Source organism: Paenibacillus lacisoli (genome assembly GCF_030580655.1).
GTDB lineage: Bacteria > Bacillota > Bacilli > Paenibacillales > Paenibacillaceae > Paenibacillus > Paenibacillus lacisoli.
In genome coordinates, this window is the sequence record NZ_JAUQTB010000007.1 from 83,476 (window position 1) to 106,615 (window position 23,140).

Annotated in this window: 20 protein-coding genes; 3 read left to right on the forward strand and 17 right to left on the reverse strand. The window is 49.9% G+C overall.

The genetic code is table 11. The features are described 5' to 3' along the window. Positions 1–45 precede the first annotated feature (45 nt). The 7 genes from Q5741_RS13510 to Q5741_RS13540 all read right to left on the reverse strand — a co-directional run bounded on the left by Q5741_RS13510 (position 46) and on the right by Q5741_RS13540 (position 8,099). Positions 46–1,398 carry a DUF4129 domain-containing protein gene (locus Q5741_RS13510; protein WP_305024620.1) on the reverse strand — a complete coding sequence of 451 codons (1,353 nt, stop codon included), beginning with the start codon at positions 1,396–1,398 and terminating at the stop codon, positions 46–48. After that, complete coding sequence (locus tag Q5741_RS13515) at positions 1,395–2,504, reverse strand: DUF58 domain-containing protein (protein WP_305024621.1); 1,110 nt, start codon at positions 2,502–2,504, stop codon at positions 1,395–1,397. Before Q5741_RS13515 ends, Q5741_RS13510 begins: the two co-directional genes overlap by 4 nt. After that, the gene (locus tag Q5741_RS13520) at positions 2,504–3,472 is read right to left on the reverse strand and encodes an AAA family ATPase (RefSeq protein ID WP_305024622.1); all 969 of its coding nucleotides are present in this window, start codon (positions 3,470–3,472) and stop codon (positions 2,504–2,506) included. The genes Q5741_RS13515 and Q5741_RS13520 overlap by 1 nt, the downstream gene beginning before the upstream one ends. Before the next feature lie 191 nt (positions 3,473–3,663). After that, positions 3,664–5,181, reverse strand: coding sequence for a leucyl aminopeptidase (locus Q5741_RS13525; protein ID WP_305024623.1), 1,518 nt, complete (start codon positions 5,179–5,181; stop codon positions 3,664–3,666). Between the two features lie 146 nt (positions 5,182–5,327). Beyond that, a complete protein-coding gene (locus Q5741_RS13530; RefSeq protein ID WP_305024624.1) occupies positions 5,328–6,431 on the reverse strand; it encodes an ATP-binding protein in 1,104 nt (367 codons plus the stop codon). 473 nt (positions 6,432–6,904) lie between these two features. Then, on the reverse strand, positions 6,905–7,315 hold the full coding sequence (locus Q5741_RS13535) for a hypothetical protein (RefSeq protein WP_305024625.1): 411 nt from the start codon (positions 7,313–7,315) through the stop codon (positions 6,905–6,907). Positions 7,316–7,559: 244 nt separating this feature from the next. Continuing rightward, complete coding sequence (locus tag Q5741_RS13540; protein WP_305024626.1) at positions 7,560–8,099, reverse strand: peroxiredoxin; 540 nt, start codon at positions 8,097–8,099, stop codon at positions 7,560–7,562. Positions 8,100–8,286: 187 nt separating this feature from the next. On the opposite strand from Q5741_RS13540, the gene Q5741_RS13545 reads away from it, so the two are divergent. Continuing rightward, on the forward strand, positions 8,287–8,706 hold the full coding sequence (locus Q5741_RS13545; RefSeq protein ID WP_305024627.1) for a GNAT family N-acetyltransferase: 420 nt from the start codon (positions 8,287–8,289) through the stop codon (positions 8,704–8,706). A 91-nt stretch (positions 8,707–8,797) separates the two neighbouring features. Here Q5741_RS13545 and leuB read toward each other — a convergent pair whose 3' ends face one another. Further along, the gene (gene leuB, locus Q5741_RS13550) at positions 8,798–9,880 is read right to left on the reverse strand and encodes a 3-isopropylmalate dehydrogenase (protein ID WP_305024628.1); all 1,083 of its coding nucleotides are present in this window, start codon (positions 9,878–9,880) and stop codon (positions 8,798–8,800) included. Positions 9,881–10,117: 237 nt separating this feature from the next. Here leuB and Q5741_RS13555 point away from each other — a divergent pair, with 237 nt between their 5' ends. Further along, a complete protein-coding gene (locus Q5741_RS13555; protein WP_305024629.1) occupies positions 10,118–11,098 on the forward strand; it encodes an aldo/keto reductase in 981 nt (326 codons plus the stop codon). Between the two features lie 88 nt (positions 11,099–11,186). On the opposite strand, the gene Q5741_RS13560 is transcribed toward Q5741_RS13555, so the two are convergent. The 4 genes from Q5741_RS13560 to ilvB form a co-directional block, all read right to left on the reverse strand. Then, complete coding sequence (locus tag Q5741_RS13560) at positions 11,187–12,728, reverse strand: 2-isopropylmalate synthase (protein WP_305024630.1); 1,542 nt, start codon at positions 12,726–12,728, stop codon at positions 11,187–11,189. Positions 12,729–12,840: 112 nt separating this feature from the next. Continuing rightward, positions 12,841–13,833 carry a ketol-acid reductoisomerase gene (gene ilvC / locus Q5741_RS13565; RefSeq protein ID WP_305024631.1) on the reverse strand — a complete coding sequence of 331 codons (993 nt, stop codon included), beginning with the start codon at positions 13,831–13,833 and terminating at the stop codon, positions 12,841–12,843. Between the two features lie 208 nt (positions 13,834–14,041). Next, entirely contained in the window at positions 14,042–14,524 is a 483-nt protein-coding gene (gene ilvN, locus Q5741_RS13570; protein WP_305024632.1) for an acetolactate synthase small subunit, read from the reverse strand. Positions 14,525–14,526: 2 nt separating this feature from the next. After that, entirely contained in the window at positions 14,527–16,272 is a 1,746-nt protein-coding gene (gene ilvB, locus Q5741_RS13575; protein ID WP_305024633.1) for a biosynthetic-type acetolactate synthase large subunit, read from the reverse strand. Between the two features lie 790 nt (positions 16,273–17,062). Between ilvB and Q5741_RS13580 the strand changes: the two genes are divergently transcribed. Then, positions 17,063–17,506 (forward strand): GNAT family N-acetyltransferase, encoded by a 444-nt coding sequence (locus Q5741_RS13580; protein WP_305024634.1) that lies wholly within the window; start codon positions 17,063–17,065, stop codon positions 17,504–17,506. Between the two features lie 18 nt (positions 17,507–17,524). Here Q5741_RS13580 and Q5741_RS13585 read toward each other — a convergent pair whose 3' ends face one another. The 5 genes from Q5741_RS13585 to Q5741_RS13605 form a co-directional block, all read right to left on the reverse strand. Further along, positions 17,525–17,848, reverse strand: coding sequence for a hypothetical protein (locus tag Q5741_RS13585; protein ID WP_305024635.1), 324 nt, complete (start codon positions 17,846–17,848; stop codon positions 17,525–17,527). Between the two features lie 199 nt (positions 17,849–18,047). Further along, on the reverse strand, positions 18,048–19,010 hold the full coding sequence (locus tag Q5741_RS13590) for an ABC transporter permease (protein ID WP_305024636.1): 963 nt from the start codon (positions 19,008–19,010) through the stop codon (positions 18,048–18,050). Next, complete coding sequence (locus Q5741_RS13595; RefSeq protein WP_305024637.1) at positions 19,011–20,090, reverse strand: ABC transporter permease; 1,080 nt, start codon at positions 20,088–20,090, stop codon at positions 19,011–19,013. Beyond that, on the reverse strand, positions 20,083–21,621 hold the full coding sequence (locus Q5741_RS13600) for an ABC transporter ATP-binding protein (protein WP_305024639.1): 1,539 nt from the start codon (positions 21,619–21,621) through the stop codon (positions 20,083–20,085). The genes Q5741_RS13595 and Q5741_RS13600 overlap by 8 nt, the downstream gene beginning before the upstream one ends. Positions 21,622–21,785: 164 nt before the next feature. Continuing rightward, positions 21,786–22,823: a BMP family lipoprotein gene (locus Q5741_RS13605; RefSeq protein WP_305024640.1), complete on the reverse strand. Its 1,038-nt coding sequence runs from the start codon at positions 22,821–22,823 to the stop codon at positions 21,786–21,788. Positions 22,824–23,140 lie beyond the last annotated feature (317 nt).

A 23,140-nucleotide genomic window follows, 5' to 3' on the forward strand; every position in this document is an offset into this window, starting at 1 on the left:
CTCGAACAGGGTCTGCAAAGTAAAGCATCGAATGCGTGTACTCGTCTATCTGACTCCACGCCATGCTTCGTCGAGATGTCTTATACGCTCAACTGGAATGCTCCGGTTACCGTAGCGCACCTCCTGATACTGCTCCACCGTATCCCGGACAAGCTCTCTGCTTACTCCAAGTTCAGACAATACTTCTGGAGAGCGTCCCAGTACTTCAGCAATCTGCAGCGGAGTCATAGACCGGCGGGTCAACCCCTTCTGAGCTGCTCGGCGGACGAGCTGCCTGTAATAGAATTGAACACGCCGCCCCGGTTCTTCCGGCGGTTTGCTTTTGCGCATCCGTCTGTACCAGCCGGGCCGCCTAGTGAGACTCTCCATCCTCTCACTCTCCTCAAAATATACCGTCCGGTTTTCGTTCAGCTTATGCTGATGCTTCTGCACGCTGAGCTTCTCGAGCAGGATCCGTATGAGACGGCGAAGGACTATAATCAGGACAATAACAATAACAACACCCAGTAATCCGAGCATGATGAACAGCACCATGTTACTGGGCTTGCCAGGCTCAGCGGGTACAGGGTGGGGATCTCTCAGCTCCGGTGGGATTACAGGACCCCGCAGCGGCTGGACAGGCAGCAAAGGAGACTCCTCCCCGGAGGGGAACAGGAGTCTGCCCAGCCATGCCGCCCCTTGACGCAGCAGCCAGATCAAGCTGTTCACCCCTCCTACAGCCGTTGCTGCCACTACAATAAGGACCAGCAGCAGCAGCATTCTACTGCGGTTCTGGACAGCCAGCAGACGGAATCCGGAACGGGAATCCCCGTCCTCTTGGGAAGCCGTTCTTAAATTAAGATAGTATCTGACAATAAGCCAGCTGCAGAACGAGAAGAGGCCGGCGAGATAGATGCTGCTGGCGTAAGCGTGCCAGTCCTCCAGCCGGGCGGCCGCCACGCTCCCTGCAAGAGCAAGCCCAATGCCTGCAGCTGTTGTACGGTAATATGATTCAACTGCATCCTTCATACGGATTCTGCGAACAGAGGAGAAGACTGTAACCAGCAGAGCTGCAGCGGCTCCTCCCCACCAGACGGCTGTATATACCGGCCATAAGATCAAAGCACCCGTACCCAGCAGGACAGGAAGAAGCCAACCCAGCTGCACGAGCCCCTCTGGAAGCTTCTGCACCAGCCAGCCTGCAAGCAAGGAAGACAGCCCGTACAGCACCAGCAGCAAATAAGGTGATATGCCCGCAAGATAGATGCCCAGCAGCACCATTACAGGGAACAGACAGATGGCTTCCGGCAAGGACACAAGCAGCGCCATATGGACTCGTCTGTCTGTTGCACGATGAATCGAAGCGTTCCCTGCTGCTCGACAGACCGTATTGTTCTCACGGGTACTGGTATCCCTCATGCTATGACCTCCCCGCTGCCCGAATTCCCTGCTGCCTGAATCACTGTTACAGTATGGCCAAGCTCTTTTAAACACTCCAGTGCCTGTTCCATCTTAGGTGTCGTAAAAGCAGAGATCAGCACATAGTCGAGCCGTTCCTCCCGGTTGTCGGACCGCAGTGTAACTTCATCCTGCAGATACTGCTCCATGGGCATAAGGCATTTCAGCAGAATCCCGGCCATTTCAGCGAGCAGCAGCTCAAGATGGGCTGTGCCGTAACCAGGTTCAATCCGTGCTGCTGTCTCCATGCTGAACCGATGGGCATTATGCCCGAAACCGACCTTCAGCCCCCGTCCGATCAGCTCGCTTGCTGCGGTTGCCGCAAAAGATATTGTATATTCAGCATGACGTTCATTAATAACATTCCATATGCTGGGTGAATCCTGTATGTTCAGCAGCATAACAGCCTGAGGATCCGCACTGTAGCCCCGTTTGTACACCTGCAGTTCTCCTGTCCGGGCTGAAGCCTTCCAGTGGATCCTGTTCATCGGGTCATTAGACTGGTAATTCCGCGTTCCTGTAATCAGAAACGGGTCATCTACAATCCAGCGCTGTACCTCAAGCTCCCCCTGCCAGATGCGGTACGCCGCAGGCAGCTCACCCGCAGGCAGAAGCTGTGGATATACCGTGAGCGACACAGGCACATCCCAACGGGTAGACTGGGAGAAGACGCCGAACAGATCACCTGCGGACATATGCGCCGTATCCACCTGATAGATGCCGCGTCGGGTACAGGTCACGGGATGACGCCGCTTGACTCTGGTATGAGGTTTGAGTGTAAATACGCTTTTGTGATTCTGATAGTATTCTCCCTTGCTGACCTCCAACTGCCCTTGCTCTTGAAAGGAGAAAGAGGACGGGAGCATGGCCTCGAGACGCAGCCAAGGCACAGGCAGTCTCTTGTGATTCTCAATCTTCTCAATCATTTCCATCGTTTGACCGGCATAAAGTCTCTTTACCGATAATTTTCGTTCATACTTGATGCCGCGCAGCGGCCGCCAGCCCAGCAGCAGCCCCTGCAGAACAACGATTGCCCCGCCAACGATCAGCAGCCAGAGCAGCGCCATTACCGGATACTGCCTTCCAGTTCTTCTTCGGCGGGCACGGCCAGCTTCTCTAGGATCGCGTGAATAAGTCCGGCTCCGCCCCCACTGGCTTGCTGGTGCCTGCTGTGGAGCACCAGTCTGTGGGCAAGGACCGGAACCGCCAGCTTCTGCACATCATCCGGCAGTGCGTAGGCTCTCCCATGGATGGCTGCGCGGGCCTGGACAGCACGCAGCAGTGCCTGTGTTCCGCGAGGGCTTACGCCAAGAGATACATCCGCATGCTGCCTGGTCTCTTCCGCCAGTGCAATGATATACCGCAGCAGATCGTCGTGCACAATCACTTCCTGATAGAGCTGACGGGCTTCCAGGACCGCTTCTCTGCTGACGACAGGCTGGAGAGCAGACGATACTTGTCCGTTAATTGTGCGTTTAAGAATTTTTACTGCTTCATCGGCCGTCGGATAGCCCATATTTAATTTGAGCATAAAACGGTCCATCTGGGCCTCGGGCAATGGAAAGGTACCTTGATTGTCCACCGGATTCTGAGTAGCCAGCACAATAAACGGCGGCTGCAGCGAATGGGTGACCCCGTCCACACTAATCTGATGCTCCTCCATGCATTCCAGCAGGCTGGATTGGGTACGAGGGGTAGCCCGGTTGATCTCATCGGCCAGCACCACATTTGCGAAAAGCGGACCTGGACGGAACGTGAAGTCGCCTGCCTTTTGATCATAGAAGTTGACCCCGGTCAAATCCGATGGCAGCAGGTCAGGGGTAAACTGTATGCGCTGAAAAGTACAATCCATTGACGATGCCAGCGTTTTGGCCAGCAGCGTTTTCCCCGTACCGGGCACATCTTCCAGCAAAATGTGCCCTGATGCAATAACAGCCGTCAGCATCAGCTCAATCTGATCATCTTTGCCGACAATAATTTCGCCGACCTGCTCCTGGATCTGGGCTGCCAAGGTTTGTATGCCGCTTTGTTTCATTCGGTTCTCTCCTCATCCTGTCATCTTAACTCATTTCACCTTCGTGCCAAATAAAGCGTATTCATAATTTAGTAAGAACTGCATCTAAATTAGGGTGGCTCTCTATGATCTTAAGCTACTTTTCCGGTATATGTAAAATAAAACCCAAATAATCCCGCCTCCAATGAGGAGACGGGATGACCTGCCTTGTTTTATCCTGCCGGATACTCAACCTCACTCAACAGCCATTCGACAAGGGTACGTACCATAACACCGGTTCCGCCCTTCGGATTAACGCCTCGTTCCTTGGTCAGATACGCTGTTCCTGCAATATCGAGGTGAACCCAAGGTGTACCGTCCGTGAAGGCTTCGATAAAGAGACCACCCGTTGATGAGGCACCATACCGTCCGGCATTGTTTTTTAGATCAGCATGATCGCTCTTCAGCATATCTCTGAATTCTTCGTAGACCGGCAGCGGCCACAGCTTCTCTCCCGTACGCTTGGAAGCCGATATCATCCCTTGAGAGAACGTCTCATCATTGGTTAAGATGCCTGAAGCCACATCCCCCAGCAGTACGAGGACCGCCCCCGTGAGGGTTGCTACATCGACCAGGCGTTCTGCCCCAAGCGCCTTCGCATACGTAATCCCGTCCGCCAGTACTAAGCGTCCTTCTGCATCGGTATTTGTAATTTCGATCGTACGCCCGCTCATGGAGGTAATGACGTCTCCAGGCTTAAACGCATTATGAGCAGGCATGTTCTCCGCCGAAGGGATAACCATCACCACGTTAATGGCAGGACGCAGACGACCGAGTGCGTCCATGACTCCCAGTACAGCCGCTGCGCCGCCCATATCACTGATCATGTTCTCCATATTCAGTGCAGGCTTGATGGAAATACCGCCAGTATCGAAAGTAATTCCCTTGCCGATAAGCCCAATTACATCCTCCCATGCTTCTCGGCCCTGATATTTAATGACAATCATCCGCGGCGGATGAATACTCCCCTGGCCCACAGCCGTAAGGGCGCCCATCCCTTTCTCGGTGATTTCCTCCTCATTCAGTACATGGGATTCGAATCCGTATTTCTCGGCAAGCTGGACGGCCTGATCGGCAAGCGTCTGAGGGACCAGCAGGTTGCCTGGTATGTTAATAAGATCGCGTGCGTAACGGGTAGCTTCCCCGAATGCGATGCCAAGCTCAATCCCTTTCTCCCACTCCTGGACCGTCTGCTCATCCGTAATCCCGGATGGATAGTAGAACAGCTCGTCCGGCTCGATGACAGAAGCTGCATTCTGCTTATAAGTGGAGCGACGGTATAAGCCAAGAAGGATTCCTTCTGTCAAGGCCTGTGCTGCCGCCCGGTTCCCCTGTTCTACGGTATAATTCATCACAGTAGACGGAACGCGGAATGCGACAATGCTTGCCTGAATCCGCAAAACTTCCTTCGCGGCTTTGATTCCGGCCAGCCGAAGCTCTTCACCGGTCAGTGGCTGGTCACCTCGCCCGATTAGGATCAAGGTCTGCCTGCTGCCATTCTCGAGCACGGGAAGCACATATGTTTTCAATAGAGATCCATCAAACAGATGCCGTTCCCTTAACGCTGCCAGTGCAGCATCCGCGGACGGATGAATCCCCCCCTTGTCTAAATCATCGGGAGAGACCAGCAGAACGACAGCTTCTGCTCTTTGATCCGGCTGCCCGCTGCCAGCTTGCCAATGTATTTTCATAGTAACTTCCTCCTTGAAGTAATAAATCGCATTCATACATCACAGTCTTATAACCCATATTGTAACCACACGAATAGGACATAGACCAATTTATACAAAAAAGGAACCGTCCCCACGGCTCCTTCCGGCTATCTGATGATTTATATTTATACCTGAGGCAGTGAGATCATGAAGCTTGTCCCTTTGCCTTTGACGCTGTTTACTGAAATGAAACCGCCATGGTTCTTAATAATCCGGTAACTGACAGACAAACCTAACCCTGTCCCGCTCTCTTTGGTCGTGAAGAATGGATCAAACAACCGGCTCAGCGTATTGTGGTCCATTCCCTGACCGTTGTCTGTTATTGATATCTGAACATATCTTCCGGCAGCCTGTGTTCCGATCTGGATTTCACCGCTGTGATCCACGCCGACGCCTTCAATGGCATCCATTGCATTTTTGATAATATTCAGAATGACCTGCTTGATCTGTTTAACATCAATGGACACCGCTATGGGTACAGCGCGTTCTTCCATATGAATCTGACAACCTTTCATTAGTGCTTCACTTTCGGTCAGCAGCACCACTTCCTTAAGCAGGGAAGAAACAGGAATAACGGTCATCTGGGGAGCGGAAGGTTTGGAAGAGTTCAGAAATTCATAAATAATATCATTCGCCCGATCAATTTCAGTTAAAATGATACGAGCATACTCATCCTTGCCCAGCTGGAGCAAATGGGGCCGAAGCAGTTGAATAAACCCCCGGATGGCTGTGAGAGGATTGCGGATTTCATGGGCAATGGATGCGGATATGCGGCCAAGCATGGCCAGCTTGTCATTCTGATAAGCGGTCTGCTCAATCTGTTTGTAATCCGACACGTCTTTGACACTGAACAGGAAGTCCCCGTGCATCTGATCCCCGTAAGTTACGGTGATGAGCCAATGTCTTCCGTATTCATCGATGAGCTCATGGTAACGCTTTCGATGGAATATGGTTTCCCTATAAATCCTCATGATCTTCTTCTTCTTGAAACGGCCTAGCTCCGGATGAAGCAAAATTTGAATCAGATTGCACCCGGCCAATGATTTCCTTGGAAGTTCAAGCAGCTTGGCCATCTGTACATTGATAAATGTCAGGGTTCCTTCACTGTCGAACAGCATAATTCCAGAATCGAGATGCTCAAGGACATTGGCATATTTATTCTTGGGCGGCATTGTGGGATGCAAGGCTTCCACTTGATGCGGCAGTGTTTCTTGGAATTCACTGATCATGCCCGGGTTCCCCCTTTTCCAGTAAATGATAAACTTGCCATACGGACATCATATATCATCACAGAGCAGAAGAGCACCTTACAGTCATCTTCTCAGGAAGGCCTCGGTGGATAGATTGCTGGTGTATTGGCGGCCGTACAGCCGGGCCATAAAATAACCCTCCAGAGTGGCTGTTCCAACCTTGGGTTATCCTTCCAATTTCTGAGTCTATTTTTATGATAGACAACATCGGGACAGAGCGCAACCGGAGAAACTGTCGAATCAAGGCAAATTTCTTATGATGTTTGACCTAAATTCACAAACCTTAGGTCCATCCCAAATCGTTTATTTACACTAATCGCACAAGTCGCCTGGAAGATCACATTTCGTTACTTATATATTTAATCTGTTCAAAAAACACACTAAAAAGGACACAGCTTCGAGTGTAACCCGTCCGCTGTGTCCTTCGACAAGGCTGTATATCAGCCCCAAGTTTAACGTTTGTTATGCTGAAGCTTGATCTTGCGCTGGCTCATGACAGCCAATCTGCGCTTCAGATCGCCCTCCCACTTCTCATCCTTGGTTTGCTTGGCTACCGTCAACAGGTCCAAGGCCATATCAATCTGACGCTGAATGATTTCATAGGGATCTTCACTCTCACGGTTGATGGTATTCTCGAAGATCGTATCATCATCATCCATCACATAATCCTGAAAGTCGATCTCCGTTGCACCGTCACCATGTGCATATTCAGCCAGAATTTCATACTCATTCTCCACTTTGTAGTGGACTTCAACCCGATGGCATACAGGACAAAACAGCAGGGGAACATTGTGAACTTGAGTGCGGTAATGCTTAAGTGTTCCTTTGGTTCCTACCATACTGGCTCCACAGCAATAACTCATTGGCGTTCACCCTCCTCAAGATGATTACATGAGACCATATGTCTACACTGTATTCGCTTTATTCGTCAGTAATTCCTCTTGCAAAATATTCACTTAGCAATTATTCAACCTAAACCAGTCTTCCTAAACAGGATACCGCAAGCTTTACTATATTGTAATAGGCTGTTAGAGGTAATAAAAGCCCCCAAACCGGATATTTTCCGAAATTGGGGGCTTGCTGTAACAAAAATTTTCAAAGGGAAGCTTACAGGTTTTGGTCGCCTGGTTTCCAGTTCATTGGGCACAATCCGCCGGATTGCAGAGCTTGAAGCACACGAAGTGTCTCTTCTACACTGCGGCCCACATCGTTGTGGTTAACCACTTGGTATTTCAATTCGCCTTCTGGATCGATGATGAAGAGACCGCGCAGTGCTACGCCTTCTTCTTCAATCAATACGCCATAGTCGCTTGCTACTTTCTTCGTGATGTCAGAAGCCAGCGGGAAGTTCAGCTGTCCCAGACCGTTGCTGTCTTTTGGTGTATTGATCCAAGCTTTGTGGCTGTGAACGGAGTCCACGCTGACACCCAGAATTTCAGTGTCCAGTTCTTTGAACTGGTCTGCAGCATCGCTCAATGCTGTGATTTCAGTCGGGCATACAAAAGTGAAATCCAGTGGATAAAAGAAGAATACGAGCCATTTGCCGCGGTAGTCAGACAGGGAAGCTGTACCGAACTCTTGTCCGTTACCTGTTACTGTCTCCATTGTGAAATCCGGGGCGGGTTTACCTACCAAACGTTCTGCCATGATCAAATTCCTCCTTTAAAATATGTAAGAAAAACAGAGTTTTCTTGTTGTCGGCATTGTACAATGCTCGTTGTCATTTCGTTGTTGTAACACAATTACGATGGTATCATTGAGTGAAATCAAAGTCAAGATTATAGACGTTATTTCTTTATAATAATTATAAATAATAGAAAACGGAGGATCCAATATGAAAATTGTGGCGGAACATTCACCTCAGATCGTGGAACAGATCTCCTCTCTGCTCCATGATTATAACCAACAGTCCAACCTCTCTATTCCCGCTTATCACAAATCCAAACTCATACTGGCCGCTTATGAACAAGATGAGTTCATCGGCGGCATCACAGGTCAATCCGTATGGGGCGTACTGCATATCCAGCTGCTGGGCGTTGTCCCGTCACACCGCAGCCGGGGTATTGGTGCTTCCCTGCTTGCGGCAATGGAAGATCAAGGACGCGAGAGTGGCTGCAAGGTCAGTGAATTGACCACCATGAGTTGGCAAGCACCTTCATTTTATCAGAAGCACGGTTACCATATTGTCGGTGAAATCAAGGATGTCCCTGCCGAAGGAATGAGCAAATTATACCTGATGAAGAGCCTGGTTTAATGTCTTAACTGAACAATATATTAATGAAGGAAAAAAATCAGCCCCTGCTGAGAATCCTCTCGGATCTTCAGCAGGGGCCTGCCTCATTGAATTAAGCTTTGGCAATCGCAGACACAATCAAATCACCCATAGCGGAAGTTTCAATCGCTGTCGATTTGTCGACCGCAATGTCAGAGGTCCGGTGACCAGCGTCCAGCACTTCTGCTACCGCCTTCTCAATAGCATCCGCAGCGTCGCTGTAGCCGAATGTCATCCGGAACATCAGCGCCAGTGAGAGAATGGTTGCAATCGGGTTGGCCAGCTGCTGGCCGGCAATATCGGGGGCAGAGCCATGAACCGGCTCATACAGACCAAAGCTTCCTTCACCCAGTGAAGCCGAGGACAACATTCCGATTGAGCCTGTCAGCATAGCCGCCTCATCACTCAGAATGTCACCGAACATGTTCTCGGTTACAATAACATCGAAGCTGGCCGGACGGCGGAGCAGCTGCATCGCGCAGTTGTCTACCAGAACATGCTCCACTTCGATCTCCGGATATTCTGGTGCAATCCGGTTCACGACTTCACGCCAGAGACGCGAGGTTTCGAGCACATTCGCTTTATCAACTGAAGCCAGCTTCTTGCGGCGCTTGCCCGCTACTTCAAAGGCCTGGCGAACGATCCGCTCAACCTCAGTCTCGTTATAGACACAGGTATCAACAGCTTCCTGGCCATGCTGACCCTCACGTCTGAATTTCTCACCAAAATAAATACCGCCCGTCAGTTCCCGAACAACCATAAGATCCGTACCTTCCAGTACCTCTGGCTTGAGCGTGGAAGCATCCTTCAAGCAATCAAAAACAACCGCCGGACGCAGATTGGAGAATAAGCCGAGTTCTTTGCGAATGGCAAGCAATCCGGTTTCAGGACGCAGCTCCTTCGGATTGCTGTCCCATTTCGGTCCGCCGACTGCTCCGAGCAGTACCGCATCGGCACTCTTGCAGATCCGCAGTGTCTCTTCGGGAAGCGGTGTACCATCCTCATCAATTGCAATACCGCCAAACCGGGCATGCTCTGTTTCAAAAGCATATCCGAATACTTCCTCTACTCTCTTCATGACTTTCTCCGCTTCGGCTACCACTTCCGGGCCGATTCCATCCCCAGCGATTACCGCAATTTTCTTCACTTCTGCCATGTCTGTCACTCCTCATAGGTATGTCTGTCTCTTGTTCCTGACGCGTCTAAATCCATACATCATTTGTAACATACTACTCACCTATATGACCAAGATATAGAATCTATCAATGTGATAGTTTTAAGCTATAGACCAACACTTGGTTTGTCTCTGCCCGACAAATCTCATTGCTGTTCCGGCAGGGCTCGGCTACAATGGAAAAAGCTAGTTATTCATGGGATGAGGGGATGACATTTGGTGGAATATACAACACTTGGACGATCAGGTATGAAGGTCAGCCGTCTTTGTTTGGGAACCATGAACTTTGGGCCGATTACTGACGAGAAAGAAGCTTTCCGTGTCATGGACACCGCATTGGAACATGGAATCAACTTTTTTGATACCGCTAACATCTACGGATGGGGCGAAAATGCTGGACAGACGGAGACTATTATTGGCCGCTGGTTTGCCCAAGGCGGCGGCCGCCGCGAGAAGGTCATTCTCGGCACCAAAGTCTACGGGTCGATGTCCGATCCTTTGGATGGACCGAACGACACAGCCGGCTTATCCTCCTACAAAATCCGCCGCCATCTGGAAGCTTCGCTCCGCCGGCTGCAGACCGATCACATCGAACTGTATCAGATGCACCATGTTGACTTGTCTGTGAGCTGGGATGAGCTGTGGGGCGCTTTTGAACAGGCTATCCATCAAGGTAAAATCGGGTATGTCGGATCCAGTAATTTTGCTGCATGGCACATGGCACTAGCTCAGAGCGAAGCCCGCAGCCACCGTTTCATCGGTCTCGTATCCGAGCAGCACAAGTACAATCTGAACTGCCGTCTGCCGGAGCTTGAGGTTCTGCCTGCCGCGCACAATCTGGGCATTGGCATTATTCCGTGGGGGCCGCTGGACGGCGGACTGCTCGGACGCAATGCTCTGAAAAAGCTTGAGGGTACACGCAGCGGCGGCGACAAGGACCGCATCGCGAAGCATGCCGCTCAGCTTGAACAGTTCGCAGCCTTATGCCGTGAGCTTGGCGAGCCGCAGGATAATGTTGCCCTTGCCTGGCTGCTGGCCAATCCGGCCGTGACTGCACCGATTATTGGACCACGCACGCTGGAGCAGTTCGAGAGCTCGCTCCGCTGCCTGGATATAGTTCTTGAGGAACAGGTCATGAAGCGGCTGGATGAAATTTTCCCGGGTCCGGGTGCAGCAGCTCCAGAGGCTTACGCCTGGTAATTTAATCAGCATTGCAGAGCAAAAAAGGAAGCCTTCGGCAGGCTTCCTTTTTTGGCATTTTCTCTTCCCTACTCAACATCCGGTTTGATTAAGATTTGTAATCCACCCGGTTGCTGTACGTTTTGCGTTTCTCAATCAGTTCATTCAGAGCATCCACATAAGCCCGTGCACTCGCCTCAAGAATATCAGTGCTAACACCACGGCCGGTTACCGAGATTTCATTCTGTGTGAGAATCACATGCACTTCACCCAAAGCATCCTTGCCATGAGTTACTGACTGAATCGAATAATCGGACAAGGTGACATCCTCACCGCTAGCCTTGTCGATCGCATTATAGATGGCGTCTACCGAACCGTTACCCTCGGCTTCTTCCTCAATCTTTTGGCCGTCATCTTTCACCATTAACACTTTCGCTGTTGGAACAGCCTGATTGCCATAAGTGACAAACAGGGTTTCCAGCTTGAACACTTCCGGTGTATCAGCAAGCTCGATTTCAAGCAGAGCCAAAATGTCCTCGTCCGATACTTCCTTTTTCTTATCCGCCAAATCTTTGAACTTGGCAAAAGCCAAATTCACTTCTTCTTCACTAAGCTCATATCCAAGCTCGATCAGGCGTTCGCGGAAGGCATGACGTCCCGAGTGTTTGCCGAGAACCAGCTTGCTCTCCTTCAAGCCGATGGTCTCAGGAGTCATAATTTCGTAAGTGGTCTTCTCCTTGAGCATGCCGTCCTGGTGGATGCCTGATTCATGCGCGAATGCATTTGCGCCCACGATGGCTTTGTTGCCGGGTACAACCATACCCGTCAGCCGGCTGACCAGCCGGCTGGTGCGGGCAATCTCGGACAGCTGCAGAGAGGTTTTGGCTTGGAAAAATTCCAAGCGCGTCTCCAGCGCCATTGCAATTTCTTCAATTGCCGTGTTACCGGCACGTTCCCCGATTCCGTTGATCGTTCCTTCAATCTGGTCGGCTCCGTTCAGGATGGCAGCCAATGTATTGGCGGTCGCCATACCCAGGTCATTGTGACAGTGTGCGCTGAGCTGTACCTTCTCGATATCCGGGACATTTTCCTTGAGATGCTTGAAGATACTGCCGTATTCATAAGGGGTCAAATAACCTACCGTATCCGGGATATTCACCACCTTTGCGCCCTCCTGGACAGCCATCTTAACCATCTCGACCATAAAGTCATATTCCGTACGCCCTGCATCCTCCAGCGAGAATTCCACCTTGTCAAACAGTTTGCGGGAATAACGGATCGCCGAACGGGCGGTATCCAGCACCTGAGCTTTATCCATCCGCAGCTTATGCTGACGGTGTATTGGGGATGTGGCCAGGAAAATATGAATGCACGGATCCTGTGCGCCCTTCAGCGCTTCCTTCACTGCATCAATATCCTGTTCCCGCGAGCGGGCCAGACCAATGACTGTGGTGTTCTTAACCGCACGTGCCACCGCATTCACAGCCGCGAGATCGCCAGGTGACGCAGCAGGGAATCCGGCTTCCATCCGGTCAATCCCCAGCTTCTCCAGCTGCATGGCGATTTCGACCTTTTCTCTCGTATTCAGGTTGACACCGGGGGATTGTTCGCCATCCCGCAGCGTCGTATCAAAAATATATATCTTTCGCATCGTTCAGCACCACCCTGATTGTAATGATTACCCCTATTAAATTCTCAATGCGGCCTCACTTTCGCATGGCCGCATTGGGAATGTTCTTTATTTGATTATTACAATTTAATGATTATTTCTTAATCCAATGCATCATTTCACGCAGCTGTCCGCCGACAACCTCGATCGGATGGTTTGCTTCATTACGGCGTGTTGCTGTCAAGAATGCACGTCCAGACTGGTTTTCAAGGATGAAGTCACGGGCAAATTTGCCTTGCTGAATGTCAGACAGAACTTCCTTCATCGCTTTCTTCGTATCTTCAGTAACAACACGCGGGCCTGTTACATAGTCACCATACTCCGCTGTGTTGGAGATGGAATCGCGCATGCTCGCCAGTCCGCCTTCATACATCAGGTCAACAATCAGCTTCAGTTCATGCAGACATTCGAAGTACGCCATTTCCGGAGCATAACCGGCCTCGGTCAAAGTCTCAAATCCTGCTTTAACCAGTGCACTCACACCGCCGCATAGAACAGCCTGCTCACCGAACAGATCGGTTTCGGTCTCTTCGCGGAAGGATGTTTCGATAACGCCTGCACGAGTACAGCCGATACCTTTAGCATAAGCCAAGCCGATTTCTTTGGCTTTGCCTGTAGCATCCTGTTCGACTGCGATAAGTCCAGGTACGCCAAAGCCTTCAACATAAGTACGGCGAACCATATGTCCAGGAGATTTAGGTGCCACGAGCAGAACATCGCTGTCTTTTGGTGCCACAATTTGACCAAAGTGAACGTTAAAGCCGTGGGAGAACAAGAGAGCTGCACCCTGCTTCAGGTTGGGTTCAATCTCATTCTTGTAGACGGAACCTTGAGTTTCGTCCGGCAGGAGGATCTGTACAACGTCTGCACGACTTGTTGCTTCCGCTACAGTAAGTACTTCGAAGCCGTCGTTTTGTGCGGTCTGCGCAGATTTACCTTCGCGAAGTCCGATTACTACATTCAAGCCGCTGTCACGCAGATTTTGCGCCTGGGCATGCCCTTGGCTGCCATAACCGATGATTGCAATCGTCTTACCTTTCAATACGCTGAGTTCTGCATCATTTTCATAGTACGTTGTAACTGCCATCTTAATACTCCTCCTTTAATTTGGAACCCTTCATGAATGAGCGGGTGCTCCAGCCAATAACCCGGTTTCGATTAACCTAAGGAGGTTATTCACTCAAGCCCCCGCTCATTGCGGGTCAGGTTGTACTGTGTTGAACTGCTGTTGCGAATGATTAAAGTTCTGCTGTCCCAAAGTCTGTCTATCGTCTGTTTCGGCAGCTTCCGATTTGTTAACCGTTACCGCGTATCATAGCCGTTACGCCTGTCCGTGACATTTCGCGGATTCCGTAAGGCTTGAGCAATTCGATCATAGCATCAATCTTGTCTGTATCGCCAACGACCTGAACAGTCAGGTTGGATGTGCCAATATCGACGACTGATGCCCGGAACGTCTCGACGACGCCCAGAATCTCAGGACGCTGCGGCGGTTCCGCCGTTACCTTGATCAGAGCAAGCTCTCTTGCCACCATCGGTCTGGAGCTGAGATCAATGACTTTAATAACATCGATCAGCTTATACAGCTGCTTTTCAATCTGCTCAAGTGTCTTCTCATCGCCCCAGGTCACGATCACCATACGGGATAAACCCGTCTCCTCCGACTGACCCACCGTAATGCTCTCAATATTGAAGCCTCTGCGCCCGAACAGGCCGGACACCCGCTGCAGTACGCCTGGCTGGTCATTAACCAGAACCGCTATCGTATGTTTCATCATGTCTACTCATCCCCCAGCAGCATTTGATCAATGGTTGACCCCTGCGTGACCATCGGATATACATTCTCATCCTTGCTGACCACGAATTCGACCAGAACCGGTCCAGGTGTATCCAGTGCTTCCTGCCACGCCTGTTCGGCTTCTTCCTTATTCGTAGCACGCAGGCCTTTAACGCCATAAGCTTCCGCCAGCTTCACAAAATCAGGGCTGCCTGACAGATCGATATGACTGTAACGGTTGTCGTAGATCAGTTCCTGCCACTGCCGGACCATACCCAGCACCTGATTGTTCAGAACAACAATTTTAACCGGGATGTTGTTGATGGCACAAATCGCAAGCTCTTGGGAGCACATCTGCATCCCGCCGTCCCCGTTTATCGAGATCACCAGCCGTTCCGGATGCGCCATCTGGGCTCCAATCGCAGACGGGAAACCGAATCCCATCGTGCCAAGACCGCCGGAGGTAATCCAGGAACGGGGTTTGTTAAATTTGTAGTACTGTGCCGCCCACATCTGATGCTGCCCGACATCCGTCGTAACGATTGCTTCACCCCGTGTCGTTTCATTCAGCAGTTCAACCACCCATTGCGGTTTGAGCACCTCTTCTGAATCACGATACCGGAAAGGCTTATCCGCCTTCCAGGCCTGAATCTGTTCCCGCCATGCATCTGCTTTGTCGGCACGCTGTACGATCTCATTCGCGATCTCCAGGACTGTCTTAACGTCTCCTACGATCGGAATATCCGTCGGTACGTTTTTACCGATTTCAGCCGGATCAATGTCGATGTGTACGATTTTGGCATGAGGTGCGAAACCTTCCAGTTTGCCGGTTACCCGGTCATCGAAGCGGGCCCCGATGTTAATCAGCAGATCCGCATTCTGTATCGCCTGATTGGATGTGTAAGTCCCGTGCATTCCCGGCATTCCTGTCCACAGCTCATGGCCGCTCGGAAAAGCACCCAGACCCAGCAAGGTTGTCGTAATCGGAATCTCCGTTTTACGTATAAATTCGTACAAAGCTTCATGACCTCCGGAGTAGATCACCCCGCCTCCCGCAAGAATGAACGGTCGTTCCGCTTCCTGAATTGCCTGCGCAAGCCGGTCAACCTGAAGGCGGTTCGGCAATGTCCGCGGATTGTAGCCGCGCATGGCTACCGGCTCGGTCTGCGGATTAAACAATGTTCTCGCAGCGGATACATCCTTTGGAATATCGATCAACACTGGACCTTTACGGCCGGTATTCGCAATGTGGAAGGCCTCATGAATGATACGCGGCAGATCTTCTACATCACGTACCAGGTAGCTGTGCTTCGTGATCGGCATCGTAATGCCTGTAATATCAGCTTCCTGGAAAGCATCCGTCCCAATCAGGCTGGAGATGACATTACCGGTAATAACCACGAGTGGAACAGAATCCATATAGGCGGTGGCAATGCCTGTCACCAGGTTCGTCGCCCCCGGTCCAGATGTTGCGATACAGACACCTACCTTGCCGCTGGCCCGTGCATAACCATCAGCCGCATGAATTGCTCCCTGCTCATGGCGTGTCAGGACGTGCTTGAAATCCTCAAAGCCATACATCGCATCGTAGATGTACAATACAGCGCCGCCCGGATAGCCGAATACACAGTCCACACCTTCAAGCAGCAGGCTGCGAAGCAGGATTTCGGAGCCGGTAATGACCTCTGGCTTCATCCATTTCTGTCGCAGTTGTTCAGTTGATCTCACTTCTGGAATTTGAGCACTCATGAGTCATCCTCCTTGTCGAATATTACATTGATCTCACATCAGGGTATACAAAAAAACCTTCCGCCTCCTGCATCCAGACTTCGGTCTGGCGAGGGACGAAAGGTTTAGCTTCCGTGGTACCACCCATGTTTGTTACGTATTTCGCAATACGCAACCTTAGCAGGTACAAAAGAAATCATGAAGAGCATGACACCATCCTGTACCTTAAGTCTGTAACGTAGACTGTACGATTCCCCCTAGTAGACTGCATAAAAATACACAGTTGTTCAGCGGAACAGCTCCGAGGTGAGCTCGTATATAAGGGATTTTGGTGGAGGTTACAGCAGATCCTTCCACTCTCTGAACAAAAGTGCCCTTAAAACTTCGTCCTCTTCATCGCCGATCACATATTCGTTAAATGGTTAGGAACATTATATGTCTCAATGAATCAATAAGTCAATACTCATTTTATTAAAAAGCAGCGAGTACCTGCTGGCTCAGGCTTTCCAGGCTGTCAAACAGCATATTTACTTAGAACTTTGTCTCCACATCTCCCCTATGCCTTCATGCATTTATTTGTATGTAATATTCAATTTTGTCCATGCTGTGAAACACAAACGTTCATATTGTCTCCAAAGGAAGAACATCTGACAAGCTTATATGCATATCTTACAGCATAGTAAATGAGCAGGACATTCGTCCCGGAAACCGTACAACCTGAAGCTCGATCCCTCATCGTTGACCCCATTCCAAATTGGAATACCTTCCTGTGTGTCCCCTGCCAATAGCGTATGTAAGGTGGAGAAAGCCCATGATTCGTCCACGGCAATTTCAACTGGATGACCCATTCATCTATCATCTGATCGAAAATGAGCTAGTCCCCCTGTCCCATCTGTCTGCCGATGAGATTAATTCTATCCTCAAAGATATACCCCGGCGGCTGAACCGGGGCATTACTTTCGTTACCTGTCCTAACCATCCGGAGCAGGCGGTCGGCTTCATCCATGCTATGCTCCATGGAGAGCTGCTCTATATTGATATGTTGGCAGTATTGCGCAGTGAACAGCGTAAGCATCATGGGCATCATCTGCTGGAGTATGCCGAACAATTTGCCCGTACCCGCGGCTGTCAGCGTGCCAAGGTTCTCGTGGATGAAGGCAACCAGCAGGCTCTTCGCTTCTATCGTAAATCCGGATATACGGTCCATAAATTTATTGACTTGACCCGATGCTACGAACTTCGCAAGACGCTATAGCTGCCATACGGGATCAGGTTACCAGAAATAGTTGAATCCGCCGCCTCCAGGTCCGTATCCATACGGCTGTTTGTATCCGCCGCCGCTGTACGGTCCATATGGGCCGTACGGCCCGTACGGCCCATAAGCATACGGCGCAGTTCCGATGGCAAGCAGATCGAATAACACCAGTGGGATGATCGCTTTAGTCTGTACCTTTTTGCCGGAAACCGGCTTAACTACAAGCTTGTTTCCCGAGATGCGAACCAGTTTTCCTCTGACTTGTGTGCCGTCCTTCCGAACAGCTACAATTTCTTGGCCGATCAGCTGCTGAGCCTGCTTCTTGGTTACGTGCTGCTTCATGTCCTCTCCTCCTTATTGTGGAATTCTGGATAGTCTATTCATGGAGTGTTCTTTGTGCTTGTTCCATAGCCCTTGTCGCACATGAGATGGATGATTATTGACACGACCAGCAGTCTTTAGTACGGTTCGCCTCATAACACAACAAGCCGGCTGGCAGAGTCTCCTCTGCCGCCGGCTTGTTCGATGAAGCACATATTGATTAACGCTTGCCCGGATCGTAAGGCTGTCCCAATGCATGAGGAGCGCTTGAACGACCTACCGCTGCTACCAGCACAATGATCGTAAGAATGTACGGAAGCATAAAGATAATTTCCTGGGGAATACTCTGAGACCATTCAAACAGCTGCACATAGTTGCGGATTGCTTGGGAGAAGCCAAAGAACACAGCTGCTCCGAAGGCGCCAATCGGGTTCCATTTACCAAAGATCATCGCAGCAATGGCGATGTAGCCCTGACCGGAAATGGTATTGTGTGAGAACATATTCGTTGTCGTCAGCGTGATCGTTGCACCACCGATACCTGCCAGTGCACCGCTCAGCATAACGCCAATATAGCGCAGACGATTAACCTTGATTCCCACAGTATCAGCTGCACTTGGGTGCTCACCCACAGAGCGCAGACGAAGACCAAACGGTGTTCTATACATCACATAATAAGAGACGAACACAGCGATAATCGCAAGGTAAGTCGTCGGGTATTCCTTGAATACGACATCTCCGATAAACGGGATATCTGACAGGTAAGGAATATTCAGCTTGGAGAAGCCTTGAATTCGATCCGTATCCCCTGCACCGTCAAACAGCAGCTTAACAAGGTAAAGCGTACTGCCTGCCGCGAGGAAGTTGATTACGATACCGCTGATGACCTGATCCGCTTTGAAAGTAATGGATGCTACGGCATGAATCAGCGAGACAATTACACCGAGCACAATGGCTGCCAGCACACCGACACAAGCAGCAGCAAAGCCGTTCATGCCCGCCTGCTCCGCATAATAAGCACCTACACCGGCAGCAAAAGCACCAAAAATCATCAGACCTTCGAGACCCAGGTTGGTAACACCGGATTTTTCAGAGAAGATACCGCCAAGCGATGCAAAAATCAGCGCCGTAGCAAATACGAGCGTTGTATTGATCAGCTGGCCCAGGATTACGATAACGTCCATTTACAACACCTTCTCTTTCTTGCGCTTGGCATAAAAGGGCTTAAGCACCCAGCGCACAATTCCCTGTGCAGCAATAAAGAAAATGATCGAGCCGATAACGATACGGATAATCTCCGGTGGAACATCAGCTTCGAAGCTCATGCCGGCAGAACCGTAAGTCAGCGTGCCGAACAGCACAGAACCAAGAAGAACCCCAAACGGATTGTTCATCCCGATCAGTGAAACCGCGATGCCGTCAAAGCCGGTTCCCGGGGAGCCCGCCATAACCGTCTGGTAATGGAACACACCCAGCACTTCGAATGCACCGGCAAGACCTGCGAATACACCACTGATGAACATCGCTTTGACAACGTTGCGGTTAACGTTCATACCCGCATACTTAGATGCGTCCTGGTTAAAGCCTACCGAGCGCAGCTCGTAGCCCTGTTTTGTTTTCCACATAAAAATGTAGAAGAACACCGCGGCCAGGATCGCGATCAGCGTTCCCCAGTGAAGGCGGGCATTACCCATCATCTCGGAAAGCCATGTAATTGATATGGATGCCGACTCCTGGATTTCCTTGGAACGGTTCTCCCCAGGCATCAGCACCCAGCGGTTAATAACCAGGTTTGCCAGATAAAGACCGATCCAGTTGAGCATGATGCAGGTGATAACTTCGTTAACCCCGCGCACTGCTTTAAGATAACCTGCGATGGATGCCCATAGACCGCCAAACACCGCACCCGCAATGACAGCAAGCGGCGCATGAATATATGCCGGAAGACCGTGCAGCTGCACGCCGACAACCGTTGCGGCTGTCATACCGACCAGAAACTGGCCTTCACCGCCAATGTTAAACAGACCCGCACGTGCTGCAAATGCAAACGCAAGACCTGTCAGAACAAGCGGAGTCATCTCACGGATCGCTTCGCCAAAATTGTAGCTGTCCCCGTATACACGGGTGAACAAGGCCGAATAAGCTTCAATCGGATTGTATCCGCCAATCAGCATAACGATGGCGCCCAAAATCAGACCCATAATGATAGCCACTACCGGCAGGATAAAGGAGTCTTTTGTAAATACTTTCAATACGTTATTCATGTTTCGCACCTTCCTTTGCGGTGCTTCCTGCCATCATCAAACCAAGCTCCTGGTCATTCGTTTCTTCCGGCAGCACCTCACCGACAATCTTGCCCTCATAAATAACAGCAATTCGGTCGGATACATTCAGAATTTCATCTAATTCAAAAGATATAAGAATTACCGCTTTGCCCTGGTCACGCTGGGCGATCAGCTGCTTCTGCACAAACTCAATGGCACCTACGTCCAAACCGCGTGTAGGCTGTGCCGCGATCAGCAAATCCGGATTTTTATCAATCTCGCGGGCGATGATTGCCTTCTGCTGGTTACCCCCAGACAGAGACCGTGCTTTAGTATGAATGCTAGGTGTACGCACGTCGAACTGTTCAATCAGACGAGCTGCCTGCTCATCAATAGCCTTATAATTCAGGAAGCCGTTCTTGCTGTACGGCTGCTTATAATAAGTCTCCAGTACAATGTTCTCACTCATGGAGAAATCAAGTACTAGACCATGCTTGTGGCGGTCCTCCGGAATATGCGAGACACCTGATTCTGTAATATGGCGTGGGCTCTGATTCGTAATATCTTTACCCAGCAAAGTGATCTTACCGCTGTCAATGTGACGCAGACCTGTAAGCGATTCAATCAATTCACTTTGACCGTTGCCGTCAACGCCGGCTATGCCAAGAATCTCACCTGCTCGCACCTGAAGATTCAGATCATTAAGCACAGAGATTCCTTCTTTATTTTTGGACATAACATGGTCCATTTGCAGTACAACTTCAGCAGGCTGCGCCGGCTTCTTATCCACTTTAAACGATACACTGCGTCCAACCATTTTCTCGGCCAGTTCATTAGGGGTGGTTTCGGTTTTCTTCAGCGTGTCGATAACTTTCCCTCTTCGGATGATGGTAACCGTATCCGCGATCTGCATAATTTCTTTCAATTTATGGGTGATCAGGATAATGGATTTACCTTCGGCTACCAAACGTTTCATAATATCCATCAATTCCGAGATTTCTTGCGGTGTCAGAACAGCCGTAGGCTCGTCAAAAATCAGAATATCCGCGCCGCGGTACAGCGTCTTCAGAATCTCGACACGCTGCTGCATGCCGACAGAAATATCATGAATTTTGGCATTCGGATTCACCTGCAGTCCGTAGCGTTCAGACAGCTCCTTGATTTCGGCAGTTGCTTTTCTGTAATTAATTCTTCCGCCAGCTTTGGGTTCGGAACCCAGAATGATGTTCTCAGTAACCGTGAAAGGCTGTACTAATTTGAAATGCTGATGCACCATGCCGATGCCCAGCTCGATCGCTTTGTTGGGGCTGTCGATCATTACCTTCTGACCGTTAATTTCAATATGGCCTTCATCGGGTTGATACAGACCAAAAACGATGTTCATTAAAGTCGATTTACCCGCGCCGTTCTCACCCAGGAGCGCATGAATTTCTCCCTTTTGCAGCTTCAAGCTGATGGAGTCGTTGGCAACGATGCCTGGGAAGCGCTTTGTAATCTGTTTTAGCTCAACCACTGGGGCTGCTGCAGTCATAAGATCACCCTTAATAATAATATTAAAATAATATTTGTCCGGCGGTCAGTTCGCCGTTAGCCAACGTTGTTATTCAGCAGGCTGCAAAATATAGCCGTAGACGTAAGAACAAGGCTAGTCCATGAACCAGCCTTGTTCCTTGCCTATTGTATTGTATCTGTTGCTTATTCAGCAGGAACTTTAATTTCGCCACTGATGATTTTTTGTTTGTATTCGTCAACTTTAGCCAGTACGTCAGCTGGAACGTTCTTCGTGGAAGTTTCAGCCAAGCCTACGCCGTCGTCTTTCAGACTGAATGTTTCTGTGCCGCCTTTGAATGTACCATCGATCACTTCTTGGGATACTTTCTTAACAGCAACGTCAACGCGTTTTACCATGGAAGTCAGTGTTACGTCATCGCCAAACTCCAGGGACTGGTCTTTGTCAACGCCGATAACCCATACTTTTTGGCCGGATTTGTTGCGGGAGATTGCTTCGTTAAATACGCCTGTACCAGTACCGCCGGCAGCGTGGAAGATGATGTCTACGCCGTCATTGTACATCGTTGCAGCAGCTGCTTTACCAAGATCAGACTTATCGAAAGCGCCTGTGTAGTTTACTTTCAGTTCCGCTTTAGGGTTAACCGCAGCGATACCTGCTTTGAAGCCAACTTCAAAACGCTTGATCAACGGGCTGTCTTGTCCGCCGACAAAACCGATTTTGTTGGTTTTCGTCATCAGACCGGCAACCACACCTACCAGGTAAGAACCTTCGTTCTCAGCGAATGTTACGGATTTAACGTTAGGAGCGTCTACTACGCTGTCTACGATAGCAAGCTTAGAATCAGGGTTTTGCTCAGCAGCTTTTGTAATGGCATCTGCCAGGTTAAAGCCGATACCCCAAGTCAGATCATATCCACCTTTGATGAATTCGTTCAAGTTAGGATTGTAGTCAGCATCGCCTTTACTTTGCAGATATTTTACTTTGGCGCCTGTTTCTGTTTCCAGAGATTGAAGAGCTTCCCATGCTGTTTGGTTAAAAGATTTATCGTTTACGCCGCCTACGTCAGTAACCATACCAACTTTGACATCCGTCTTTTTGTCTCCGGATGCAGCGTCACTGCCACCAGTACCTGTCGAGCTTTCTTCTTTTTTGCCGCAACCAGCAAGCATTACAGAAACTGCAAGCAGTAATACCAATGACAGACTGAAAATCTTCTTCATAATTGATCTGTTCCCCCTTAAATATATGGCGATCCTTCTCCCTATTCGACGGTCATGACGCTGTCAGAACATGTCGATAAAAGGTGAAGAACACTCTACTGAAGAGATTATACAATCATATCAGGTTAAAATCCAGCATAAGATTTATATTTCATCAATATTTTTAAGCCGAATATGATTGTAAGCGTTTCATTTTAGTATGAATCACAAACATTAATCACACTTCATGTAAGGAATGTTCGTTTTTAGACGATACCGCTTTGACGCGGAACAGTGCAGCTGATGTTTCTATCAGGTTCTTATATGTAGTATAGGTT

Excerpts from the sequence above, each read along its gene's own strand:
- Q5741_RS13510 (WP_305024620.1), bottom strand. The coding sequence starts at position 1,398 with ATGAGGGATACCAGTACCCGTGAGAACAATACGGTCTGTCGAGCAGCA.
- Q5741_RS13515 (WP_305024621.1), bottom strand. The coding sequence starts at position 2,504 with ATGGCGCTGCTCTGGCTGCTGATCGTTGGCGGGGCAATCGTTGTTCTG.
- Q5741_RS13520 (WP_305024622.1), bottom strand. The coding sequence starts at position 3,472 with ATGAAACAAAGCGGCATACAAACCTTGGCAGCCCAGATCCAGGAGCAG.
- Q5741_RS13525 (WP_305024623.1), bottom strand. The coding sequence starts at position 5,181 with ATGAAAATACATTGGCAAGCTGGCAGCGGGCAGCCGGATCAAAGAGCA.
- Q5741_RS13530 (WP_305024624.1), bottom strand. The coding sequence starts at position 6,431 with ATGATCAGTGAATTCCAAGAAACACTGCCGCATCAAGTGGAAGCCTTG.
- Q5741_RS13535 (WP_305024625.1), bottom strand. The coding sequence starts at position 7,315 with ATGAGTTATTGCTGTGGAGCCAGTATGGTAGGAACCAAAGGAACACTT.
- Q5741_RS13540 (WP_305024626.1), bottom strand. The coding sequence starts at position 8,099 with ATGGCAGAACGTTTGGTAGGTAAACCCGCCCCGGATTTCACAATGGAG.
- Q5741_RS13545 (WP_305024627.1), top strand. The coding sequence starts at position 8,287 with ATGAAAATTGTGGCGGAACATTCACCTCAGATCGTGGAACAGATCTCC.
- leuB (WP_305024628.1), bottom strand. The coding sequence starts at position 9,880 with ATGGCAGAAGTGAAGAAAATTGCGGTAATCGCTGGGGATGGAATCGGC.
- Q5741_RS13560 (WP_305024630.1), bottom strand. The coding sequence starts at position 12,728 with ATGCGAAAGATATATATTTTTGATACGACGCTGCGGGATGGCGAACAA.
- ilvC (WP_305024631.1), bottom strand. The coding sequence starts at position 13,833 with ATGGCAGTTACAACGTACTATGAAAATGATGCAGAACTCAGCGTATTG.
- ilvN (WP_305024632.1), bottom strand. The coding sequence starts at position 14,524 with ATGATGAAACATACGATAGCGGTTCTGGTTAATGACCAGCCAGGCGTA.
- ilvB (WP_305024633.1), bottom strand. The coding sequence starts at position 16,272 with ATGAGTGCTCAAATTCCAGAAGTGAGATCAACTGAACAACTGCGACAG.
- Q5741_RS13580 (WP_305024634.1), top strand. The coding sequence starts at position 17,063 with ATGATTCGTCCACGGCAATTTCAACTGGATGACCCATTCATCTATCAT.
- Q5741_RS13585 (WP_305024635.1), bottom strand. The coding sequence starts at position 17,848 with ATGAAGCAGCACGTAACCAAGAAGCAGGCTCAGCAGCTGATCGGCCAA.
- Q5741_RS13590 (WP_305024636.1), bottom strand. The coding sequence starts at position 19,010 with ATGGACGTTATCGTAATCCTGGGCCAGCTGATCAATACAACGCTCGTA.
- Q5741_RS13595 (WP_305024637.1), bottom strand. The coding sequence starts at position 20,090 with ATGAATAACGTATTGAAAGTATTTACAAAAGACTCCTTTATCCTGCCG.
- Q5741_RS13600 (WP_305024639.1), bottom strand. The coding sequence starts at position 21,621 with ATGACTGCAGCAGCCCCAGTGGTTGAGCTAAAACAGATTACAAAGCGC.
- Q5741_RS13605 (WP_305024640.1), bottom strand. The coding sequence starts at position 22,823 with ATGAAGAAGATTTTCAGTCTGTCATTGGTATTACTGCTTGCAGTTTCT.